This is a genomic window from Geobacter sp. PheSNFMC (assembly GCF_059620965.1).
The window spans coordinates 62,896-79,683 of the sequence record NZ_JCAMRN010000003.1 but is presented as its reverse complement, the minus strand read 5'-3'; the positions used below and the strand labels follow the sequence as shown (position 1 = coordinate 79,683).

The 16,788-nt window shown below is 59.2% G+C and carries 17 protein-coding genes; 13 read left to right on the top strand and 4 right to left on the bottom strand.

What is annotated here, in order from left to right; translation table 11 throughout:
- Positions 1-67: 67 nt before the first annotated feature.
- The 8 genes from AC6CDK_RS01345 (at position 68) to AC6CDK_RS01310 (ending at position 6,421) form a co-directional block, all read left to right on the top strand.
- Positions 68-1,048 (top strand): ABC transporter permease, encoded by a 981-nt coding sequence (locus AC6CDK_RS01345; protein WP_039645268.1) that lies wholly within the window; start codon positions 68-70, stop codon positions 1,046-1,048.
- 3 nt (positions 1,049-1,051) lie between these two features.
- On the top strand, positions 1,052-1,900 hold the full coding sequence (gene opp4C, locus AC6CDK_RS01340) for an oligopeptide ABC transporter permease (RefSeq protein WP_039645266.1): 849 nt from the start codon (positions 1,052-1,054) through the stop codon (positions 1,898-1,900).
- 27 nt (positions 1,901-1,927) lie between these two features.
- Positions 1,928-2,458 carry a hypothetical protein gene (locus AC6CDK_RS01335; protein ID WP_066357548.1) on the top strand — a complete coding sequence of 177 codons (531 nt, stop codon included), beginning with the start codon at positions 1,928-1,930 and terminating at the stop codon, positions 2,456-2,458.
- 23 nt (positions 2,459-2,481) lie between these two features.
- Positions 2,482-3,276, top strand: coding sequence for a M48 family metallopeptidase (locus AC6CDK_RS01330; RefSeq protein ID WP_039645262.1), 795 nt, complete (start codon positions 2,482-2,484; stop codon positions 3,274-3,276).
- 2 nt (positions 3,277-3,278) lie between these two features.
- A complete protein-coding gene (locus AC6CDK_RS01325; protein ID WP_039645261.1) occupies positions 3,279-4,157 on the top strand; it encodes an ATP-binding protein in 879 nt (292 codons plus the stop codon).
- 72 nt (positions 4,158-4,229) lie between these two features.
- Entirely contained in the window at positions 4,230-5,333 is a 1,104-nt protein-coding gene (gene hgcA, locus AC6CDK_RS01320; protein WP_264158249.1) for a mercury methylation corrinoid protein HgcA, read from the top strand.
- 12 nt (positions 5,334-5,345) lie between these two features.
- Positions 5,346-5,630 carry a mercury methylation ferredoxin HgcB gene (gene hgcB / locus AC6CDK_RS01315; RefSeq protein WP_039645259.1) on the top strand — a complete coding sequence of 95 codons (285 nt, stop codon included), beginning with the start codon at positions 5,346-5,348 and terminating at the stop codon, positions 5,628-5,630.
- Between the two features lie 89 nt (positions 5,631-5,719).
- On the top strand, positions 5,720-6,421 hold the full coding sequence (locus tag AC6CDK_RS01310) for a carbonic anhydrase (protein WP_039645257.1): 702 nt from the start codon (positions 5,720-5,722) through the stop codon (positions 6,419-6,421).
- A 70-nt stretch (positions 6,422-6,491) separates the two neighbouring features.
- Here AC6CDK_RS01310 and AC6CDK_RS01305 read toward each other — a convergent pair whose 3' ends face one another.
- On the bottom strand, positions 6,492-8,450 hold the full coding sequence (locus tag AC6CDK_RS01305; protein WP_226048288.1) for a hybrid sensor histidine kinase/response regulator: 1,959 nt from the start codon (positions 8,448-8,450) through the stop codon (positions 6,492-6,494).
- Positions 8,451-8,464: 14 nt separating this feature from the next.
- Positions 8,465-9,358 (bottom strand): ABC transporter substrate-binding protein, encoded by an 894-nt coding sequence (locus tag AC6CDK_RS01300; protein WP_039645253.1) that lies wholly within the window; start codon positions 9,356-9,358, stop codon positions 8,465-8,467.
- A 518-nt stretch (positions 9,359-9,876) separates the two neighbouring features.
- Here AC6CDK_RS01300 and AC6CDK_RS01295 point away from each other — a divergent pair.
- Together AC6CDK_RS01295 and gptM are read left to right on the top strand one after the other, a co-directional pair.
- On the top strand, positions 9,877-11,799 hold the full coding sequence (locus AC6CDK_RS01295) for a TonB-dependent receptor plug domain-containing protein (RefSeq protein ID WP_192905310.1): 1,923 nt from the start codon (positions 9,877-9,879) through the stop codon (positions 11,797-11,799).
- 348 nt (positions 11,800-12,147) lie between these two features.
- Positions 12,148-13,479, top strand: a complete 1,332-nt coding sequence (gptM, locus tag AC6CDK_RS01290) for a geopeptide radical SAM maturase (RefSeq protein ID WP_192905309.1) — start codon at positions 12,148-12,150, stop codon at positions 13,477-13,479.
- Between the two features lie 60 nt (positions 13,480-13,539).
- Here the strand turns inward: gptM and AC6CDK_RS01285 are convergent, their stop codons facing one another.
- Together AC6CDK_RS01285 and AC6CDK_RS01280 are read right to left on the bottom strand one after the other, a co-directional pair.
- Complete coding sequence (locus AC6CDK_RS01285) at positions 13,540-13,758, bottom strand: hypothetical protein (protein WP_039645249.1); 219 nt, start codon at positions 13,756-13,758, stop codon at positions 13,540-13,542.
- Positions 13,759-13,782: 24 nt separating this feature from the next.
- Complete coding sequence (locus AC6CDK_RS01280) at positions 13,783-14,649, bottom strand: PHP domain-containing protein (RefSeq protein ID WP_039645247.1); 867 nt, start codon at positions 14,647-14,649, stop codon at positions 13,783-13,785.
- Between the two features lie 175 nt (positions 14,650-14,824).
- Between AC6CDK_RS01280 and AC6CDK_RS01275 the strand changes: the two genes are divergently transcribed.
- From AC6CDK_RS01275 to AC6CDK_RS01265, 3 genes are all read left to right on the top strand, one after another.
- Positions 14,825-15,055 carry a hypothetical protein gene (locus AC6CDK_RS01275; protein ID WP_039645245.1) on the top strand — a complete coding sequence of 77 codons (231 nt, stop codon included), beginning with the start codon at positions 14,825-14,827 and terminating at the stop codon, positions 15,053-15,055.
- Positions 15,052-15,708: an endonuclease III domain-containing protein gene (locus AC6CDK_RS01270; RefSeq protein WP_066357542.1), complete on the top strand. Its 657-nt coding sequence runs from the start codon at positions 15,052-15,054 to the stop codon at positions 15,706-15,708. The genes AC6CDK_RS01275 and AC6CDK_RS01270 overlap by 4 nt, the downstream gene beginning before the upstream one ends.
- A gap of 178 nt (positions 15,709-15,886) precedes the next feature.
- Positions 15,887-16,753 (top strand): NAD(P)-dependent oxidoreductase, encoded by an 867-nt coding sequence (locus AC6CDK_RS01265; protein ID WP_039645240.1) that lies wholly within the window; start codon positions 15,887-15,889, stop codon positions 16,751-16,753.
- Positions 16,754-16,788: the final 35 nt, after the last annotated feature.

Genomic DNA, 16,788 nt, shown 5'->3' with positions numbered 1-16,788 from the left:
GCGCCGGCCGGCATCATGTACAACTTCATCCGCTGGTACGTGCCGAAAGAAGAACAGGTGCACTGACATGGCCGTTTACATCTTCAAGCGACTCCTGGCCATGATCCCGCTGCTGTTCGGGATCACCCTCATCACCTTCGTGGTGATCCGGCTCGCCCCCGGGGAGCCGGTGGAGGCCATGACCGCCATGAGCCCCAAGATCACCGCCGAGACCCGCGAGCGGCTCCGGGAGTTCTACGGACTCGACAAGCCGCTCCATGAGCAGTACGTTTCCTGGGTCGGCCGCATCGTGAAGCTCGACTTCGGCCGCTCCTTCGCCCCGGACAACCGGCCGGTGACCGACAAGATCGCCGAGAGGATCCCGGTGACCCTCTCCCTGAACATCATCGCCCTGATCCTGGAATTCGGCCTTGCCATCCCCATCGGCATCTTTGCCGCCACCCACCGGGACACCATCTATGACAAGGGCATAACCCTCTTCGTCTTTCTCGGGTTCGCCGTGCCGACCTTCTGGCTGGCACTGCTGCTGATGTACTTGTTCGGGGTCAAGCTGGGATGGCTTCCCATTTCGGGGCTCCACTCCCTGGGGAGCGAGAACCTTTCACCCCTGGCATGGTTCGCGGATATGGTAAAGCACCTGGTGTTGCCCGTGTTCGTGGCAACTTTCGGCAGTCTGGCGGGGCTGTCACGCTACATGCGCTCGAACATGCTGGAGGTGATCCGCCAGGACTACATCACCACGGCCCGGGCCAAGGGGTTGTCCGAGCGCGTGGTCATTTACCGCCACGCCCTGCGGAACGCACTGCTGCCCGTCATCACGCTTCTGGGTTTTTCCCTGCCTGGGCTCATCGGAGGGAGTGTCATCTTCGAGACGATTTTCGCCATCCCGGGCATGGGACAGCTCTTCTATCAAGGGGTCATGGCCCGCGACTATCCGCTCGTCATGGGGATTCTCGTCATCGGGGCATTCCTCACGCTCATCGGCAATCTGCTGGCCGATGTCTGCTATGCCATGGCCGATCCGCGCATCCGGCACGGAAGGGGGTAGGGGATGGCCTTCCGCGACAGCTGGTTCCATACGGTCTTCTGGAAACGTTTCCGGCGCAACCGTTTCGCCCTGGCCGGTGGCATGGTTGTGGTGGTGCTCTTTGCAATCTCGTTTCTGGCTCCCTACATCACCCCCTGGGACCCGGACGCCATCGACGCCTACCGCGTCCTGCTCCCCCCGTCGGCCGAACATTGGTTCGGCACCGACGAACTGGGGCGGGACGTCTTTACCCGCGTTATCTACGGAGCCAGGATCTCGCTCAAGGTGGGATTCGTATCAGTAGGCATTGCCGTGATCATCGGCACGGTGCTCGGTCTGGTTTCCGGTTTCTACGGCGGGCTTGTCGATACGGTCACCATGCGGTTCGTGGACATCATGCTCTGCTTTCCCACGTTTTTTCTCATCCTCGCGGTGATCGCCTTTCTGGAGCCGTCCATCTGGTACATCATGGCCATCATCGGCCTCACGGGCTGGATGGGGGTGGCCCGGCTCGTGCGGGCCGAGGTACTGTCGCTGCGGGAGAGGGACTTCGTGCTGGCGGCCCGTGCCCTCGGCGCATCGGATGTGCGGATACTGTTCCGCCATATCCTGCCGAACGCCGTATCGCCGGTCCTGGTGTCCGCCACCCTTGGTGTGGCCGGCGCCATTCTCACCGAATCGGCCCTGTCCTTTCTCGGCATCGGGGTCCAGCCCCCCACGCCGAGCTGGGGCAACATCCTCACCTCGGGCAAGGACTACATCGAGTTCGCCTGGTGGCTTTCGCTGTTCCCCGGCGGAGCCATCCTGGTGACCGTACTGGCCTACAATCTGCTGGGCGAGGGGATTCGGGACGCCCTTGACCCGCGGGTCTGATCATTTTCACAAGCGAAAGGTGGTTGCATGACAACATCCTATTCACCGGCCGCCGAGCTCGAAGGCGAGCTCGTCATTGACAAGGCCGATTTCGTCATTACTTCGGTGGATGACGAGATCCGTGCCGACAACCTCTGCCGCAAGCTTCTCTCGCGGTTCTACTTTTCCCTGCTCGAACAGGGAGTCGATCCCCGGGAGGCCACCCTGCTCGCCAGCGGGGCCGACCATTTCGTCCGCGATTTCGTCGTGGGATTCATGCATCGCAGTCTTTTCGACGAGCAGCCGGGCATCGTCCGCCGGTTCGGGGGCAACTGGTACATCGTTCATACGGTGGAGCCCTCCATCGATGAGCTGGCGATCCACCTGGCAGGGGTGCGGGCCTTTTTCCGGTTCCTGTTGGAGCGGGACTTGCTGGACGGACTTTTTTTTGAGGAAATAGACCGCGAGTGCTCTGATCTCTCCTTTTATGAAGAGCGGATCAAGGCATTCTGGGCCATCGAAGGGGACGGTTATCTCGCCTGGGAGCGGGAGTGTTCCCTGAAATCAATTGTGAGCTGATAAACAAACCAAGGAGGATGGCTATGAAGGTGGCGAAATGGTTGCTTGGACCGCTGGTGGCCCTGGGTATCCTTGCCGGTTGTGCCACGAGCATGACCGACATCAAGGGTTTCAACATGATCTCCATCGAGCAGGAGAAGGAGTTGGGCAACAAGTTTGCCGCGGAAATCGAAAAGCAGCAGCAGCCCGTGAACGACCCGGAGGTCCAGCGCTACGTGGACAAGGTGGGCAGGCGGTTGCTGGCCGGCGCCCGTACCGTGGAATTCGACTATGTCTTCAAGGTGGTGAAGGATGACAGCGTCAATGCGTTCGCCATCCCGGGCGGGCGCGTGTATGTGCACACCGGCCTGCTGAAGGCGGCGGACAACGAAACGGAGCTGGCCGGCGTCCTGGCCCACGAGATCAACCATGCGGTCGCCCGCCACGGCACCCGTCAGATGACCCAGGAGTATGGCTATTCCCTGGTCCTTTCCCTTGTCCTGGGGGATAACCCCAACATGCTGGCGCAACTGGCCGGCCAGCTCTTCGGCAAGGCGGGCATGATGTCCTACAGCCGGGAATACGAAAACCAGGCTGATTTTCTCGGTGTGGAGACCATGTACAAGGCCGGATACAATCCCAACGGCCTGACGAGCTTTTTCCAGAAGCTGAACGCCATGGGCGGCGGCACCCAGAGTAACGTGGCCCGGTTCTTTTCGACCCACCCCCTCACGTCGGAGCGGATTCAGCGGGTCCAGGCCGAGATCGCCAAGCTTCCTCCCCAGCGCTACCTGACGGATGAGACGGAATTCAAGAACATTAAGGGGCGGCTGAAGTAACCATGGACACCGATTGGAGCAATCTCGCCGCCAGGCTGGAGCGGCTGCTCGAACGCTTTGAACGGATCATTGACCGCCATGATCCGGTTCTTCCCCGGGATCCCGCCTTTTTCGACGGAGCCATAGCCTTTCGCTGGCGCCGGTCGGGGGAGCGGGGCACGTTCGAGCCGGTGGCGCATCCCCATCTGCCCGATCCTGCCGATCTGGTGGGCATTGACCTGGTCCGCGAGGACCTGATCCGGAATACCGCCCAGTTCATGGACGGCTACCCCGCCAACAACGTCCTGCTGTGGGGTGAGCGGGGCACCGGCAAATCGACCTGCGTCAAGGGGATGCTCCGGCTGTTCGCGGACCGGGGGCTGCGGCTCGTGGAGGTCCAGCGGGACGACCTGACAAGCCTGCCGGCGCTCATTGCCGCCCTGAGAACAGTGCCGCGGCGCTTCATCCTTTTCTGTGACGACCTCTCCTTCGGTGAAGGGGAGGGCGGGTACCGGGAGCTCAAGGCCCTTCTGGAAGGCAGCATCGAGGCAAAGCCGACGAATATTCTGTTCTATGCCACCTCGAATCGCCGCCACCTGCTTCCCGAGCGGATGGAGGACAACCTGGGCAGCGAGATCCATCCCGAAGAGGCCGTGTCCGAAAAGCTCTCCCTGGCCGATCGCTTCGGCATGGCGCTGGGGTTCTATCCGTTCAGCCAGGACGTGTATCTGTCCATCGTGGAGCGGTATGCGGAGAAATTCGGCCTCCCCGTGGAGCGGGAGGCGCTCCGGAAGGAAGCGCATCTGTGGGCCATGTACCGGGGGAGCCGGTCGGGACGCGCTGCCCGTCAGTTCATCGATGATCTTGCCGGGCGGCTCGGTGTCAGGCTCGATGACCTTTGACGGCCGCATGCGGAGCTATGGTTCATGGGTACGACCGTGAAAAACCATGACAAAGATGTTGGAGAAAGAGGCATGAGTCAGCCCGGACCCGACGTGGACCGCCCCCCCTGCTGAGGTCCCAGGACGCCCGCGGTCAGCGGGGCCATTGACGAAAAGGTGCCTGGTTTCCTCCGCTGGGTCGATACCCCTGCGGGGCGCGTGCCGGCCATCTCCGCGCAGTTGACGGCGCGCGACACCCTCGGAGCCTGGCAGGCCCGCTGGGGTATCGGACGCATGTCGTACCTGGTACCGCCCGGTGTTTACGCCATCGGCGCTCCCGGCCCCGGCGACCCGGTGGTGGTCACTGCCAACTACAAGATGAGCTATGATATCGTCCGCCGGGAACTGGCCGGCAGAGACATCTGGCTCCTGGTCCTGGAAACCCACGGCATCAATGTCTGGTGCGCTGCCGGCAAGGGAACCTTCGGCACCGACGAGATCGTCAAACGCATCACCCTCACCGGCCTGCCGCTGCTCGTGAGCCATCGCACGCTGCTGCTGCCCATGCTGGGGGCTCCCGGCGTGGCTGCCCATCTGGTGCGGCAGCGAACCGGCTTTCAGGTCAGGTATGCCACCATCCGGGCCGCAGACCTGCCGGCTTATCTCGATAACGGCATGACAGCGACGCCTGCCATGCGGCAGCTCACGTTCACGACTGCCGAACGGCTCGTTCTCACCCCCATCGAACTGGTTGCCGCCTGCACATGGGGTCTGCCCGTCCTGGCCCTGGTCGTCCTGGCCGCGGGATTTTCAGGCGGAGCCTTCTCGCCGGGGAGGGCGGTTCCTGCGGCCATTGCCTGGGTGGCGACGATCGTGACCGGAGCCGTTGGCGCTCCATTTCTGCTGCCATGGCTTCCCGGCCGAAGCTTTGCCGTGAAGGGGGCATTGCTCGGCCTAGTGCTCTCCGCCCTCCTTGCCTGGTTCGGACGAGGCATTGTTTCCTTTCATGAGGCTGCAGCTCTCTTTTTTATTGCCCCTGCCGTCTGCTCGTTCCTGGCCCTGACGTTTACCGGAAGCACGCCCTTTACCTCGCGTTCGGGCGTCAGGAAGGAGATGCGGGTTGCCCTTCCCATCATGACCGCCGCGCTCGTGGCCGGTCTTTCGTCATGGCTGTTCGGCGGTTTCCTGCCGTTTTGACCAGGAGGTAGCATGATCGGTTTCCAGTATCTTGCCAATGTCGCCACTCTGAAGCTTGCCCCGGAGCGCTGCATCGGCTGCGGCATGTGTGTTGAGGTCTGTCCGCACCAGGTGTTTCGCCTTGCAGGCAAAAAGGCCGAGATCGGTACACGCGACGCCTGCATGGAGTGCGGGGCCTGCGCGGTGAATTGTCCGGCAGCGGCGATCCATGTGGACGCCGGGGTCGGCTGTGCATCGGGAATGATCAATGAGTGGCTGGCCGGCGTTGTCGGCAACAAGGGCGGAGGGTGTTGCTGATCCGTGCCGGGCGGAATTTCGGGATTGACATGATAATGTGTGGCTGATAGTTAGTGATTACACATCATTACACCCAGGGAGGGAGTGGCATGAAAAACAGAGGTACCATGATCAAAGGGATGATTCTGAGCGCCGGCGCGGTGGTCATATCCGCGGTCCTGGCATTCGGCTCCGGCGGCGTGGGCGTGACGGCGGACGAGGCCCTGCAACGGCTGATGGACGGCAACAAGCGGTATGTGGCGGGGCAGATGAAGGCGTGCAGCGCCAGCGACACGGCCAAGCGCGAGTCATTGGCCAAGGGGCAACAGCCTTACGCGATAATCCTTTCGTGCTCAGATTCCCGCGTTCCGCCCGAGATTATTTTCGACAAGACCATGGGTGAAATATTCGTGATTCGCGTGGCAGGAAACATTCCCGACCCAGTGGTCCTGGGCAGTATCGAGTATGCGGCCGAACATATCGGATCACCCCTTGTCATGGTCCTCGGGCATGAGCGTTGCGGTGCGGTGACCGCCACTGTCGAGGCGAAGGGAAAGGCGGAGGGCAATATCGGATCCATTGTCAAGACCATTGCCCCTGCTGCCGCAAAAGCCCTGAAGGACGGAAAGGGCAAGTCGCAGGCCGAGATCGTCGAGGCTGCCACCGATGCCAATCTCGATCTCGTTGCCGCCAGCCTGACCAAGAAATCGCCCGTTATCCGGCACCTCGTCAAAGAAGGCACGCTGAAGATCGTCAAAGCCAAGTACGATCTGGACGACGGAACTGTAGTCCTCATGGACGGCAAGAAATAGAAGCTCTCCACTTCGGACGGCATGCACAAAAAAGCCCGCGAAAGCGGGCTTTTTTGTGCACTTCTTTCGTTCAGTTCTTCAGCACTTCCTGCACCCGTGCGATCAGTTGATCCGGCTTGACCGGTTTGGCGATGAAGTTGATATCTTCGGCCAGGAAGCCCTTGCTGCCGATGATGTCCTTTGTATAGCCGCTGATGAAGAGCGCCTTGACAGCCGGCTGGATCCGTTTCATTTCCGCGTAGGCGACCTGGCCGTTTTTGCCGGGCATCACCACATCGAGCAGAACAAGATCGATCTTGCCGGCGGCTTCGGTGAATTTTTTGACAGCGTCGTTTCCATCAGTGGCTTCGATTACCTCGTAGCCGTTGCGTTCGAGCACGTGGCGGGAAAGCTTTCTGACCGCCTTGTCGTCCTCCGCCAGCAGCACGGTTTCCCTGTTCCCCTTTGTGACGACCGGCGGTGCTTCCTCTTCAACTCTTGCCGACAATGCCACGATCGGAAGATAGATGCGGAAGGTGGTTCCGGTGCCCGGCTCGGAATCAACGGTGACGAACCCTTCATGCTGCCGCACGATGCCATATACCATCGACAGGCCGAGGCCGGTGCCTTTTCCGACCTCCTTGGTCGTGAAAAAGGGGTCGAAGATCCGTTCCTTCGTCTCCTGGTCCATGCCAAAACCCGTATCGCTGATGGTCAAAACGGCATAACGTCCCGGCCGGCACTGTTCCAGCGAGCCGAATGAATTTTCGTCCAGAACCGTCGCATCGGTCGTCAGCGTGAGGCGTCCTCCCGCAGGCATGGCATCGCGGGCATTGGTTACGAGATTCATGAGGATCTGGTCGATTTGTCCCGAATCCACGTGGCAGACGAGAGGCTCTTGGAAGAGTGATACCTTGAACTCCACATCTTCACTCACGAGGCGGGCCAGAAGTTTCTCTATGCTCTGAATGATCCCGTTCAGATCGGTGGGGAACGGAGTGATGACCTGCTTGCGGCCAAAGGCCAGCAGCCGCTTTACCAGCGTCGTGGCGCGGTCGGCAGCGTTAAGGATCTGGTCCACGTAAATCTGGTAGGGGTTGTCCTTGTTCAGGCTGCGTTGCAGGAGTGTGCCGAAGCCGACGATGGCTGTAAGAATATTGTTGAAGTCGTGGGCCACGCCACCCGCGAGGGTGCCGATTGCTTCCATCTTCTGGGCGTGCCGGAGCTCTTCGGCCAGCTGTTCTTTCTCCGCTTCGCGTTTTTTAAGGGTCTCGGCCATGTGGTTGAAGGCATTGGCGAGGCGCCCGATTTCGTGATTGCGCTCGACCTTTACCGGAACAAAGCCGCCACCCTGTTCCAGTGCCTTGATGCCGACGGTGAGCCGGTCGAGGGGGTTGGTGATCCGGCGGACTACGAGATAGGTGAGAATAGTGCTCAGCACCAGAAATCCGCCGGCGAGTATGCTGCAGGTGAACAGGAACGTGTCAAGACGCCGCTTGAGGGGCTGTTTGTCCACAATGATGCGGGCATAGCCCAGGATTTTTTCCTTGTCTTGCGCCTCGTGCCCCAATATCAGCGCATCGGCGCTCTGAAACGGTGCGATGGATACGATGGGCGCCCAGAATTCAAAGAGATCGGCTTCCTCGAACGCGTGAGGAATCCAGCTCGCGCGCACATCGTTAAAGTGTGCATTCCAGTTGGGCAGTTTCCGTCCCGGCGTCTTGAGCATTTTCCCATGGGCCTGTTCCCGGATGGGGGTCCCGGCTGCCGAAATGACTGAGACGAAAAGCACCCCCTCATGCTGCAGGATGCCCTCCACCGGGTCCTTGAGCAATTCGCCGTTCTCCGCAAAGACCCCCAGCCGGGCGTTGTGGGCCAAAAGCCGCGCGAGAATCTGTCCCTCATGGGTGACGTTCTCCCGCAGGATACGCCGTTGCTGTTGGTAGAACATAACGGTGAACGATATGGATATAACGGCAATCGTTGAGGCAAAGAGGAGGAAAAACCTGAGGCCCAGACTATCGTGCCGTTGTTTTAGCGTCTCGCGCATGCCCATGGTCTCTCCTATCGAATGACCCTGGCCCTGCCAAGGGCCTCTTCGGATAGCGTCAGACCGAGCTTGCGCGCAACTTTAGCATTAACCGTCATGACAATGCTGCGGGGTTCGGCTCGCTGGACCTGTTCCACCGGGGTTCCCGACAGTATTCTCCTGACCAGGTCTCCTCCCTGTCTCCCCAGGTCGTAGGGATCAATATCGAGCGCCATGATGGCTCCCATCTGCACGTACTTGTCGGAAAACGTCAGAATGGGAATTCTGTTGGTGAGCGAAAAGAGAAGGAGAAACTCTATGCTCTCGGGAGTCACCACCGTGGTGTCGGGAAGCATCCAGAGAGCGTCCACTTCCCCCTTCATCCCTTCAGCCACCGGGACCACATCGCGGGCGGAGCGGAGTTCGCGGGCGACCGGCTCGATCCCCAGCGAGCGGGCCGCGGCCTGGGCCTTGCGCGCAAGTATGCCCGACCGGGACGGGTTATAGGGAATCCCTATCTTCCTCAGTCGCGGCATGAGGCTCTGCAGCGCCGCCAGTTGCCGTTCGGGCGGGACGTTCATGCTGACGCCGGTCAGGTTTTCGCCGCTGGTGAGGGTGCTCTGGGGGTCGAGAACCATCAGGTAGACGATGGGGGTGTCCTTAACCCGTTTGACCCTCGCCAGGGCCTCGGCCCCGATTGCCAGAATCACGTCCGGGCGCTCGTCACGCACCATCCGCGCCACATCGACCCCTTCCATCTCCGAGATGACGACCCTTTTGACGGTCCCGCTCACCACGCTTCTCACCCCCCGGAGAGCCTCTTCGTAAGGGACTACTCTCACGCTCTGAAGTGCGAGAATCTTCTGGGCCGCTTCGCAGGGCGCGGCCAGAAGGGTGATGACGAGAATGAGAAGGATTCTTCGAGTCATGTGGTTATAGTAGACAAATGGTAATGATCCTGTTAGGTTGTGCGACAAAGGATAACCTGGTGTATACTATACCTCGCCATTGCCCCGTTGCCCCGGCAAAACGTGGCCTTCACATGGAACTCCGGGGCATTCGTCAAATATGCAGCAAATGAAACGGTGCGCGTGTCATTTGCTTGACAGTGTTTCTGGACAGATTCAATGCATGTGGTACTCGTCTGCCCCTGATATCCATGAGAACTTGGGGGGCATACCCCGGAATTGAACGGTTCGAATGAGGTATTATTTTGCCATTTCAGTGCCATTTTGTTTGTAACGTACGTTGATTGATCAATTTTGTACCACATGAAGAGGTGATAAGCCAGTAATTTTGAATTGTTATTAATCTGGAGATTTCTGCTGACAACGGGTGATGTGAGACGCGGTGACCGCCAAATCAGGGTCGGAATTTATTTTGCATGGCTCAATCCGCGCAGTGCGACACCAGGTAGCGCATATCCCGTTCCGGGGCTGGGGGGCGGATGGACATTCGACGCGTTGAGAACAGAAGACGAAACCTTATTCCAGTGATTGGATTGCTCGGCCTGTCGATGCTGCTTGTCCCGACAGGTTGCCAAAAGTACGCCTGGGCCCAGGCCAACGAGGAGATGAGGGTCCTTGAGATGTTCTACGAGGACAAGGAACTGGTGGTGACCCCCACCCGGGATCCCAAACCCGTCTCCCAGGTGGCCGAAAACATTACCGTCATTACCGCCAAAGAGATCAGGAACCTGAACGCCCATACCCTGGCAGACGTTCTGGTCACCATAACCGGCGTTCAGCAGGACTGGCGGGGCGGTCCCGGCAGCCTCGCCTTTACCGGTATTCAAGGGTCAAGTTCCAACCAAGTTCTGTTCCTGATCGATGGCGTTTCCCAGACCAGCGCATCCACAAACTTCGCCGACGCGGGTGCAATACCGGTTCAGAATATCGAGCGGGTCGAGATTATAAAGGGTCCAGCCTCCACCTCCTGGGGATCCTCGCTGGGCGGCATCATCAACGTCATCACAAAGTTCCCCGAGGAGGAAAAGGCCGCGGCCGGCATGGCATCGGCATCCCTGGGCGAGCGGTTCACCGGTGACTACCGGGGCGAACTCACCGGCACGGTGGGACAGTTCGGCTACTATCTTTCCGGCGGCAAACTCCACTCCGACGGTCTTCTTCCCCACAACAGCGTCGATACCGACCGGGCGTACCTGAAGCTGACCCACCAGTTGCCCGACGGCGGCGATCTTCGCTTCTCTCTCGGCTACAGCGCCGGCGACCGTGGCGACCAAATGGACCCTGTTGCTCGAACATCCTATGACAATACGTTCGACAACCTGCTGACAACGCTCTCCATTTTGCTTCCCCTCACCGAGCGGATCGACTGGGACCTTTCGCTCCGCTCTCAGTGGCTGGAATACAATCAGCTTTTCAGCAGTCTCGACACGGGACCTTTTTATGCATCGCGGTTGGATGATCGTTCCTTTGGCGTCACCAGCAAGCTCGTTTGGCGCACGGGGGATCACAGTATTTCTGTGGGAGCCGAGTTCGATCGGGGTGATTTCGAATTAGATCAAGAGATTTCAGGAAGGGGACGGTCGTCAGTCCGTTCTCATATCGCAAAGTCAGCTCTTTTCGCCAATGACACTATCGTGGTTGGCTCCCTAACCATAACTCCTGGTATCCGTTTTGATCATACAACCACCAATGGCGACTTTTTAAGCCCCAGCTTCGGAGTAACATGGGGGATAGGTGAGCATACGGTGCTGCGTGGGGCCGTTGCTAGGGGGTTCATGGTCCCCCCTGTGATTTATACACAGGGTGATGGCCTTACTTTGGTTCCTAATCCAGAATTGAATATGGAGAAAGTGCTTTCTTGGCAGGCAGGATTTGAAACCTCACTCCTGCGTTACTTTTGGCTTAAATCCATATTTTTCCGGCACGATGTTTCAGATGCACTTGTAGCTACTCGTCTTTCGGCTGAGGAGGTTCGGTATGAGAACCGGGATAAGCAACGTCGACAAGGTGTAGAAGTTGAGGTTAAGACTATTCCCTGCTGGTATACAACCTTGGGAGCTGGTTACACCTTTATCGATTCCACAGATCGAAATACGCATCAGCGGATACCCTCATCAGCTCGACAATCGGTCAACGCAGTCATTCAGTTCGATGACTTAAAGAATACTCGGGCAAACCTCGTCGGACGGTATATCTGGTGGAATGCTCCAGATTTTACTCACGGAAACTATGCTTCAGTGATTTGGGATATGAATGTTGCTCGAAAGATCTATAATAATGAGCGCCTTAGTGTGGAGCTTTTTCTTGCTGCACGTAATCTATTCAATGGTTCTCAGTATGTAGATGATACCTTGAAAAACCCTGGTCGCTGGTTTGAAGGTGGAATTCGCTTCGATTTTTGATTGAAAATAATGGTTAGGTTTTAATGTTCGTGCGTTATTAAAAAAATATGTTGACATGTCGTTGTGTTTGTAATTACTTTCGATCCAGGCACTGTGCCACTATCCAGGAGGGAGGGGTAAAGAAGACATGAAAAAGTCGACTCGCATTGCCGTACTCAACGCAGGATCCTTCAGGAACCCAAACCAGCCCAGCTACCTTTGTATCATCATTTTCGGGAGAACAGTGTAGCCGAGAGTCCAGCCTTGATTCATTGGAAAAAGGGGAGAGCAATCTCCCCTTTTTCTTTTGGTGAACCCGTGCCATCCGGCAACATTGTTGGCGGCCGGGACTGCCCGATGAGGTGATCTGTGGTCTTGTCGCGCCATGTGATTATTACTCCCTGCCCGGACCGACCGGGCACGTCCATCCTGTTTTCCGCCAAGCGGGGAGCGCTCATCCTGGTGGATGATGAGTTGCTTGCTGCCATCGGTGCCGGAGGGCTCGACGCCGACGAGGAGCAGATCCTGGCCGAACTGGGGTTTCTCGTGCCCGATCACGCCAGCGAACAGCAGGAAATGCGCTCCTTCATCGATGAGAGCAACCGGGTGAGCCGATCGTTCAGCGCTTTGGTCATCCTGAACCTGAGCTGCAACCTGGCCTGCTCCTACTGTTTCGAGGGAAACAGGAGGGGGGCGCATTTCATGGACGACGGCACGGCGGATCGCCTGGTGGCCTATCTCATTTCAGGGCCCGTTGCCGAGGGGAGATCGCTGTCGCTCAGGTTCTACGGCGGCGAACCGCTTCTGAGCGTTCCCACCATTCGGCGCATTGCCCGTCCCTTGAAGAAAGTGATGGATGCCCGCGGCCTGTCCTTCAGTTTTTCCCTGACCACCAACGGAACGCTCCTGACCCGGGAACTGGTAGAGGAGCTCATCCCCTTGGGTCTCGTCGGCGCAACGGTTACCCTTGACGGCCCTCCGGATGTCCACGATGCGGCCCGGCCGTTCGTGGGAGGCGAGGGAAGTTTTTCTGTCATTCTCGCCAACCTCAAGGCCGTTGCGGACCTCATTGCCCTGGAGATCGGCGGCAACTTCACTCCAGAAACCTACCGTGAATATCCGCGTCTCTTCGATCTGCTCGTGGCGGAGGGGCTCGGCCCGGAACGGCTCGCTCTCATGCGGTTCAACGCGGTCATGTCGGCGGGAGAGAACCGGGCACTCCCCGAGTTTACCGGGGGATGTGCATCGGTGAATGAACCCTGGCTCAAGGATGCCACTCTTTTCATCCGCGAGGAGCTTCTGCGCCGAGGATTCCCCGCACCGGGGCTTTCCCCGCATTTCTGCGCCATTGAGGCCGAGGACTCGCTCATTGTGAACCATGACGGGACCTTTTACCGTTGTCCCGCCTTTATCGGCATCGAAGGGCTCGCGGCAGGCAGCCTCAATGACGGCCCGTCCGACCATGCCGCCAGCCATGGCCTTGGGGGCTGGAAGAACGAGGAGTGCCTGAGTTGCGCCTATCTGCCCCTCTGTTTCGGCGGTTGCCGCTATTATGGTTACCTGGAGCACGGCAGGATCGACCGCGTGTCCTGCGGCCGGGATCTGTTCGATGCTATTGTGGGGCCGTTTCTCGCCCTCGAGGTGAAGTATCGTCACCAGCCGGGCGAGGATAGCACCGATACGGACGGCGACCCGGATTGAGGCGCTGCGGGTGTGAGGGAGTGGAGCGCGTAACGCTCCCCGTTTTTTCGCTGGAGCCTGTTACTTGGCGGGGCGCGGCCGGTCCGTTTCATCCGGGCCGACGATATGGATGCTGATTCTGCGGATGAGGTGTTCGATCTGCGCGAGCTTCTCTTCGTATTGCTGGAGAAGATAGGCACGTTTGTCTCCCTGGTGGAATGTCGTGCCGTCCCGCAGCATGGCAATTCGAGTTTTGGCAACTTCTCTCATGATTTCGAGAACTTCCCGTGCGTCGGCCATGGGCGTCACCCGTGATGCCGGTTGTCAGGCGTGGGAGTGTTTTCGTTGCGCTGCCAGTTCCTTCACCTTTTCCGCCAGACCGTGGGCAACGGCAAGACCGCCGCGGCCGCTCCCCAGTTCCACGTCGTCCTCAAAGCCGTGGAAGTCGGATCCCCCCGTCATCAGCAGCCCGAATTCCTCGGCGAGGCGCTCGAAGTAGAGCATGTCGTCCTTGAAGCAGAGGTTGTTGAACACTTCGAGCCCGTCAAGACCCAGGTGCACCAGTTGTTCGACAACCTGCCGCAGCCGGCGGCGGTTATCGGTGATGGTGGGAGGATGGGCTAATACCGACACGCCGCCTATGCGGCGGATTTCGGCGATTGCCTCGCCAGCCGGCATGTAGCGCTTCGGGACATTGCAGGGAATCAGATAGCGCCGAAAGGCGTCTTCCATGTCCCGTGCATGTCCATGCTCGATCAGTACGCGGCCGATGTGGGGCCGCCCCACGGCGCCGCCGGCCATGGAGCGAACCTCCTCGTAGGAGAGGGGGGCCTTGCGGGAGTGGAGCAGGCGGCGGTTGACTTTTTCGAGGATCGCCTTGCCCCGGTTGTCGCGTGCCGTCCTGAAGCCGGCGAGGCGTTCGCGAAAAGCGGGGTCGTGGTGATCAATGCAGTAGCCGAGAATATGCACGTCGCTGAAGCGTCCCAATTCAACGGAAAGCTCCACGGCGGGGATGACGTCGACGCCGAGCCGCGTGCCTTCCGCCACTGCCTCGTCAATGCCGTCAACGGCGTCGTGATCGGCAATGGCAAGAGATGCGAGCCCCCGTTCGGCAGCCATGGCAACCAGCGCGGCCGGGGCAAGGACTCCGTCGGAATGGTATGAATGAACGTGAAGATCGACCAGTTTCATGATGTGACAGCCTCCCTGTCAACTAAACCACGCCATGACAGCCTTGGCAAGGGGCAGACGTATACATGGGAGCGTTTTCACATTGGCGTTGCCATGGTTGGCCCATTTCGATAGAATGCCCGACTGTAGCTTGGCTGCACGCAGGGCCAGGCGCGGAAGGAAGGGGAGACGGTTAATGGTCAAGGATAAGGGGATCGCTCTGGCGGTCGTGGCGATGGGGCTGTATGTGGTCGGCGGGCTGCTGACGTTTGCAGGGCTGTACCTGATCGGGTTCATGGACGGCCGTGATTTCTTCGGCTGGGGAGACGGAAGAACGCTCGGGTATCTCTTTTTCTGCGTGGGAATATCGCTGTCGATCCTGGGTGTGCTCCTGATGCGCATCTTCAGGAACCGGGGACTTTCATGAAGGAAGACGACATCCACGTCGTCATGGCCGGCTTGGAGGAGGTCGTTAAACAGTGGCCGTCCCCGGCGGTGACCATTGTTTCGCAGCGAGAAGGCAATCCCTTCAAGGTTCTCGTCTCCTGCATCCTTTCGCTGCGCACCCAGGACCGGACCACCGGCCCGGCGTCGGAGCGCCTCTTCGCCCTGGCAGATACGCCGGCAGCGATGGTGCGGCTGTCAAAGGAGGACATCGAGAAGGCCATCTATCCGGTGGGCTTTTACCGCACCAAGGCCGAACAGATCCTCGATATCTGCCGTCTCCTTCTGGAGCGGTACGGCGGCAGGGTCCCCGATGACCTCGACGAGCTTCTCGCATTCAAGGGGGTGGGGCGCAAGACGGCAAACCTGGTGATCACCCTCGGTTTCGGGAAGCCGGGTATCTGCGTCGACACCCACGTCCACCGGATCTGCAACCGTTGGGGATACATCCGGACCAAAACCCCCGAGCAAACGGAGTTTGCCCTGCGCCGCATCCTTCCGCACCGCTACTGGCTGGTCATCAACGATTATCTCGTCACCTTCGGCCAGAATCACTGCACTCCCGTCTCCCCCCGCTGTTCAACCTGTGTTCTTGTCCCGTGGTGCGACCGCGTGGGGGTTGTGAAACATCGCTGATGCCGCACTGACCGGTACTGTGCGAATATCGTTTGCCGGATGAAGCATTCAACGGTATCTTTGTTTCAGCTTGTTGTACCGTATTTTTTAAACTGGACTATTGTCTCGGCGCACAAGAGCATGTAGTATTGTGAACCATCCGTGACAGTGTTTTATCATGTGAACCAGGAGGCATTCTATGCTGAGAAAAGTCGGTTTCTTGGGGTTGGGTACGGTCGGTCGGCACATGGCTGCCAACCTCTTGAAGGGGAATTACGAACTGACGGTTTATGATTCGGACCCGAAAGCGGTTGCCGATCTGGCAGCTCTGGGCGCCACGGGCGCGTCCGCACCCCGCGAGGCTGCAAAGGGAAGGGATATCGTCATCCACATCCGGCCCGAAAAGGAGCGGCTCCGTCCGGACATTTACGGGCCCGACGGGATTTTTGCCGGCATTGATCCCGGTACGATCCTCGTCGACATGGGGACCCACTCCCTGACGAGTACCATGGAAATGGCCGATGAGGCGGCCAAGCATCGCGTCATGTACCTGGACGCCCCGGTGTGGGGCACCAAAGAGCATGCCGCCAACGGCCTCCTGACCATCCTGGCGGGAGGGGACCCCTCCCTGGTCGGTCGTTGCCGCGAGCTGTTCTCGTTCTTCGGGCTGAACATCATCCATGTGGGAAGCATTGGTGACGCCACCCGGATGAAGTTGGTGGTGAACCTGGTCCAGGCCGAGCTCATGCAGGCCCTTGCCGAGTCTGTCGTGTTCGGTGAGAAGCTCGGCTTCACCGCTGACAGGATTCTCGAGGTGCTCGATTCGGGCGGAGTGGCCTCGCCGCTCTTCCACTCCAAGGGGCGCAGCATTGCACGCGGCGATTTCACGCGCAACCTGGCCCTCAAATACGTGCACGAGCAACTGGAACTGGTCCTGGAGAAGGCTGAAAAGCTCGGTCTGGAACTGCCGGCAGCCAAGGTGGCCTGCGCCACCTATGAGCAGGGCGTCAAGGACGGGCGGGGCGAGGAGGACTTCTCCTCGGTCGTGAAGGTGCTCAGAAAATAACAGCTTCTACAAAAAGCTGCATAGCGATGTCTCCA

What these genes read in the sequence shown, in the direction of transcription:
- AC6CDK_RS01345 (WP_039645268.1), top strand. Translation starts at nt 68, where the DNA reads ATGGCCGTTTACATCTTCAAGCGACTCCTGGCCATGATCCCGCTGCTG.
- opp4C (WP_039645266.1), top strand. Translation starts at nt 1,052, where the DNA reads ATGGCCTTCCGCGACAGCTGGTTCCATACGGTCTTCTGGAAACGTTTC.
- AC6CDK_RS01335 (WP_066357548.1), top strand. Translation starts at nt 1,928, where the DNA reads ATGACAACATCCTATTCACCGGCCGCCGAGCTCGAAGGCGAGCTCGTC.
- AC6CDK_RS01330 (WP_039645262.1), top strand. Translation starts at nt 2,482, where the DNA reads ATGAAGGTGGCGAAATGGTTGCTTGGACCGCTGGTGGCCCTGGGTATC.
- AC6CDK_RS01325 (WP_039645261.1), top strand. Translation starts at nt 3,279, where the DNA reads ATGGACACCGATTGGAGCAATCTCGCCGCCAGGCTGGAGCGGCTGCTC.
- hgcB (WP_039645259.1), top strand. Translation starts at nt 5,346, where the DNA reads ATGATCGGTTTCCAGTATCTTGCCAATGTCGCCACTCTGAAGCTTGCC.
- AC6CDK_RS01310 (WP_039645257.1), top strand. Translation starts at nt 5,720, where the DNA reads ATGAAAAACAGAGGTACCATGATCAAAGGGATGATTCTGAGCGCCGGC.
- AC6CDK_RS01305 (WP_226048288.1), bottom strand. Translation starts at nt 8,450, where the DNA reads ATGCGCGAGACGCTAAAACAACGGCACGATAGTCTGGGCCTCAGGTTT.
- AC6CDK_RS01300 (WP_039645253.1), bottom strand. Translation starts at nt 9,358, where the DNA reads ATGACTCGAAGAATCCTTCTCATTCTCGTCATCACCCTTCTGGCCGCG.
- AC6CDK_RS01295 (WP_192905310.1), top strand. Translation starts at nt 9,877, where the DNA reads ATGGACATTCGACGCGTTGAGAACAGAAGACGAAACCTTATTCCAGTG.
- AC6CDK_RS01285 (WP_039645249.1), bottom strand. Translation starts at nt 13,758, where the DNA reads ATGGCCGACGCACGGGAAGTTCTCGAAATCATGAGAGAAGTTGCCAAA.
- AC6CDK_RS01280 (WP_039645247.1), bottom strand. Translation starts at nt 14,649, where the DNA reads ATGAAACTGGTCGATCTTCACGTTCATTCATACCATTCCGACGGAGTC.
- AC6CDK_RS01275 (WP_039645245.1), top strand. Translation starts at nt 14,825, where the DNA reads ATGGTCAAGGATAAGGGGATCGCTCTGGCGGTCGTGGCGATGGGGCTG.
- AC6CDK_RS01270 (WP_066357542.1), top strand. Translation starts at nt 15,052, where the DNA reads ATGAAGGAAGACGACATCCACGTCGTCATGGCCGGCTTGGAGGAGGTC.
- AC6CDK_RS01265 (WP_039645240.1), top strand. Translation starts at nt 15,887, where the DNA reads ATGCTGAGAAAAGTCGGTTTCTTGGGGTTGGGTACGGTCGGTCGGCAC.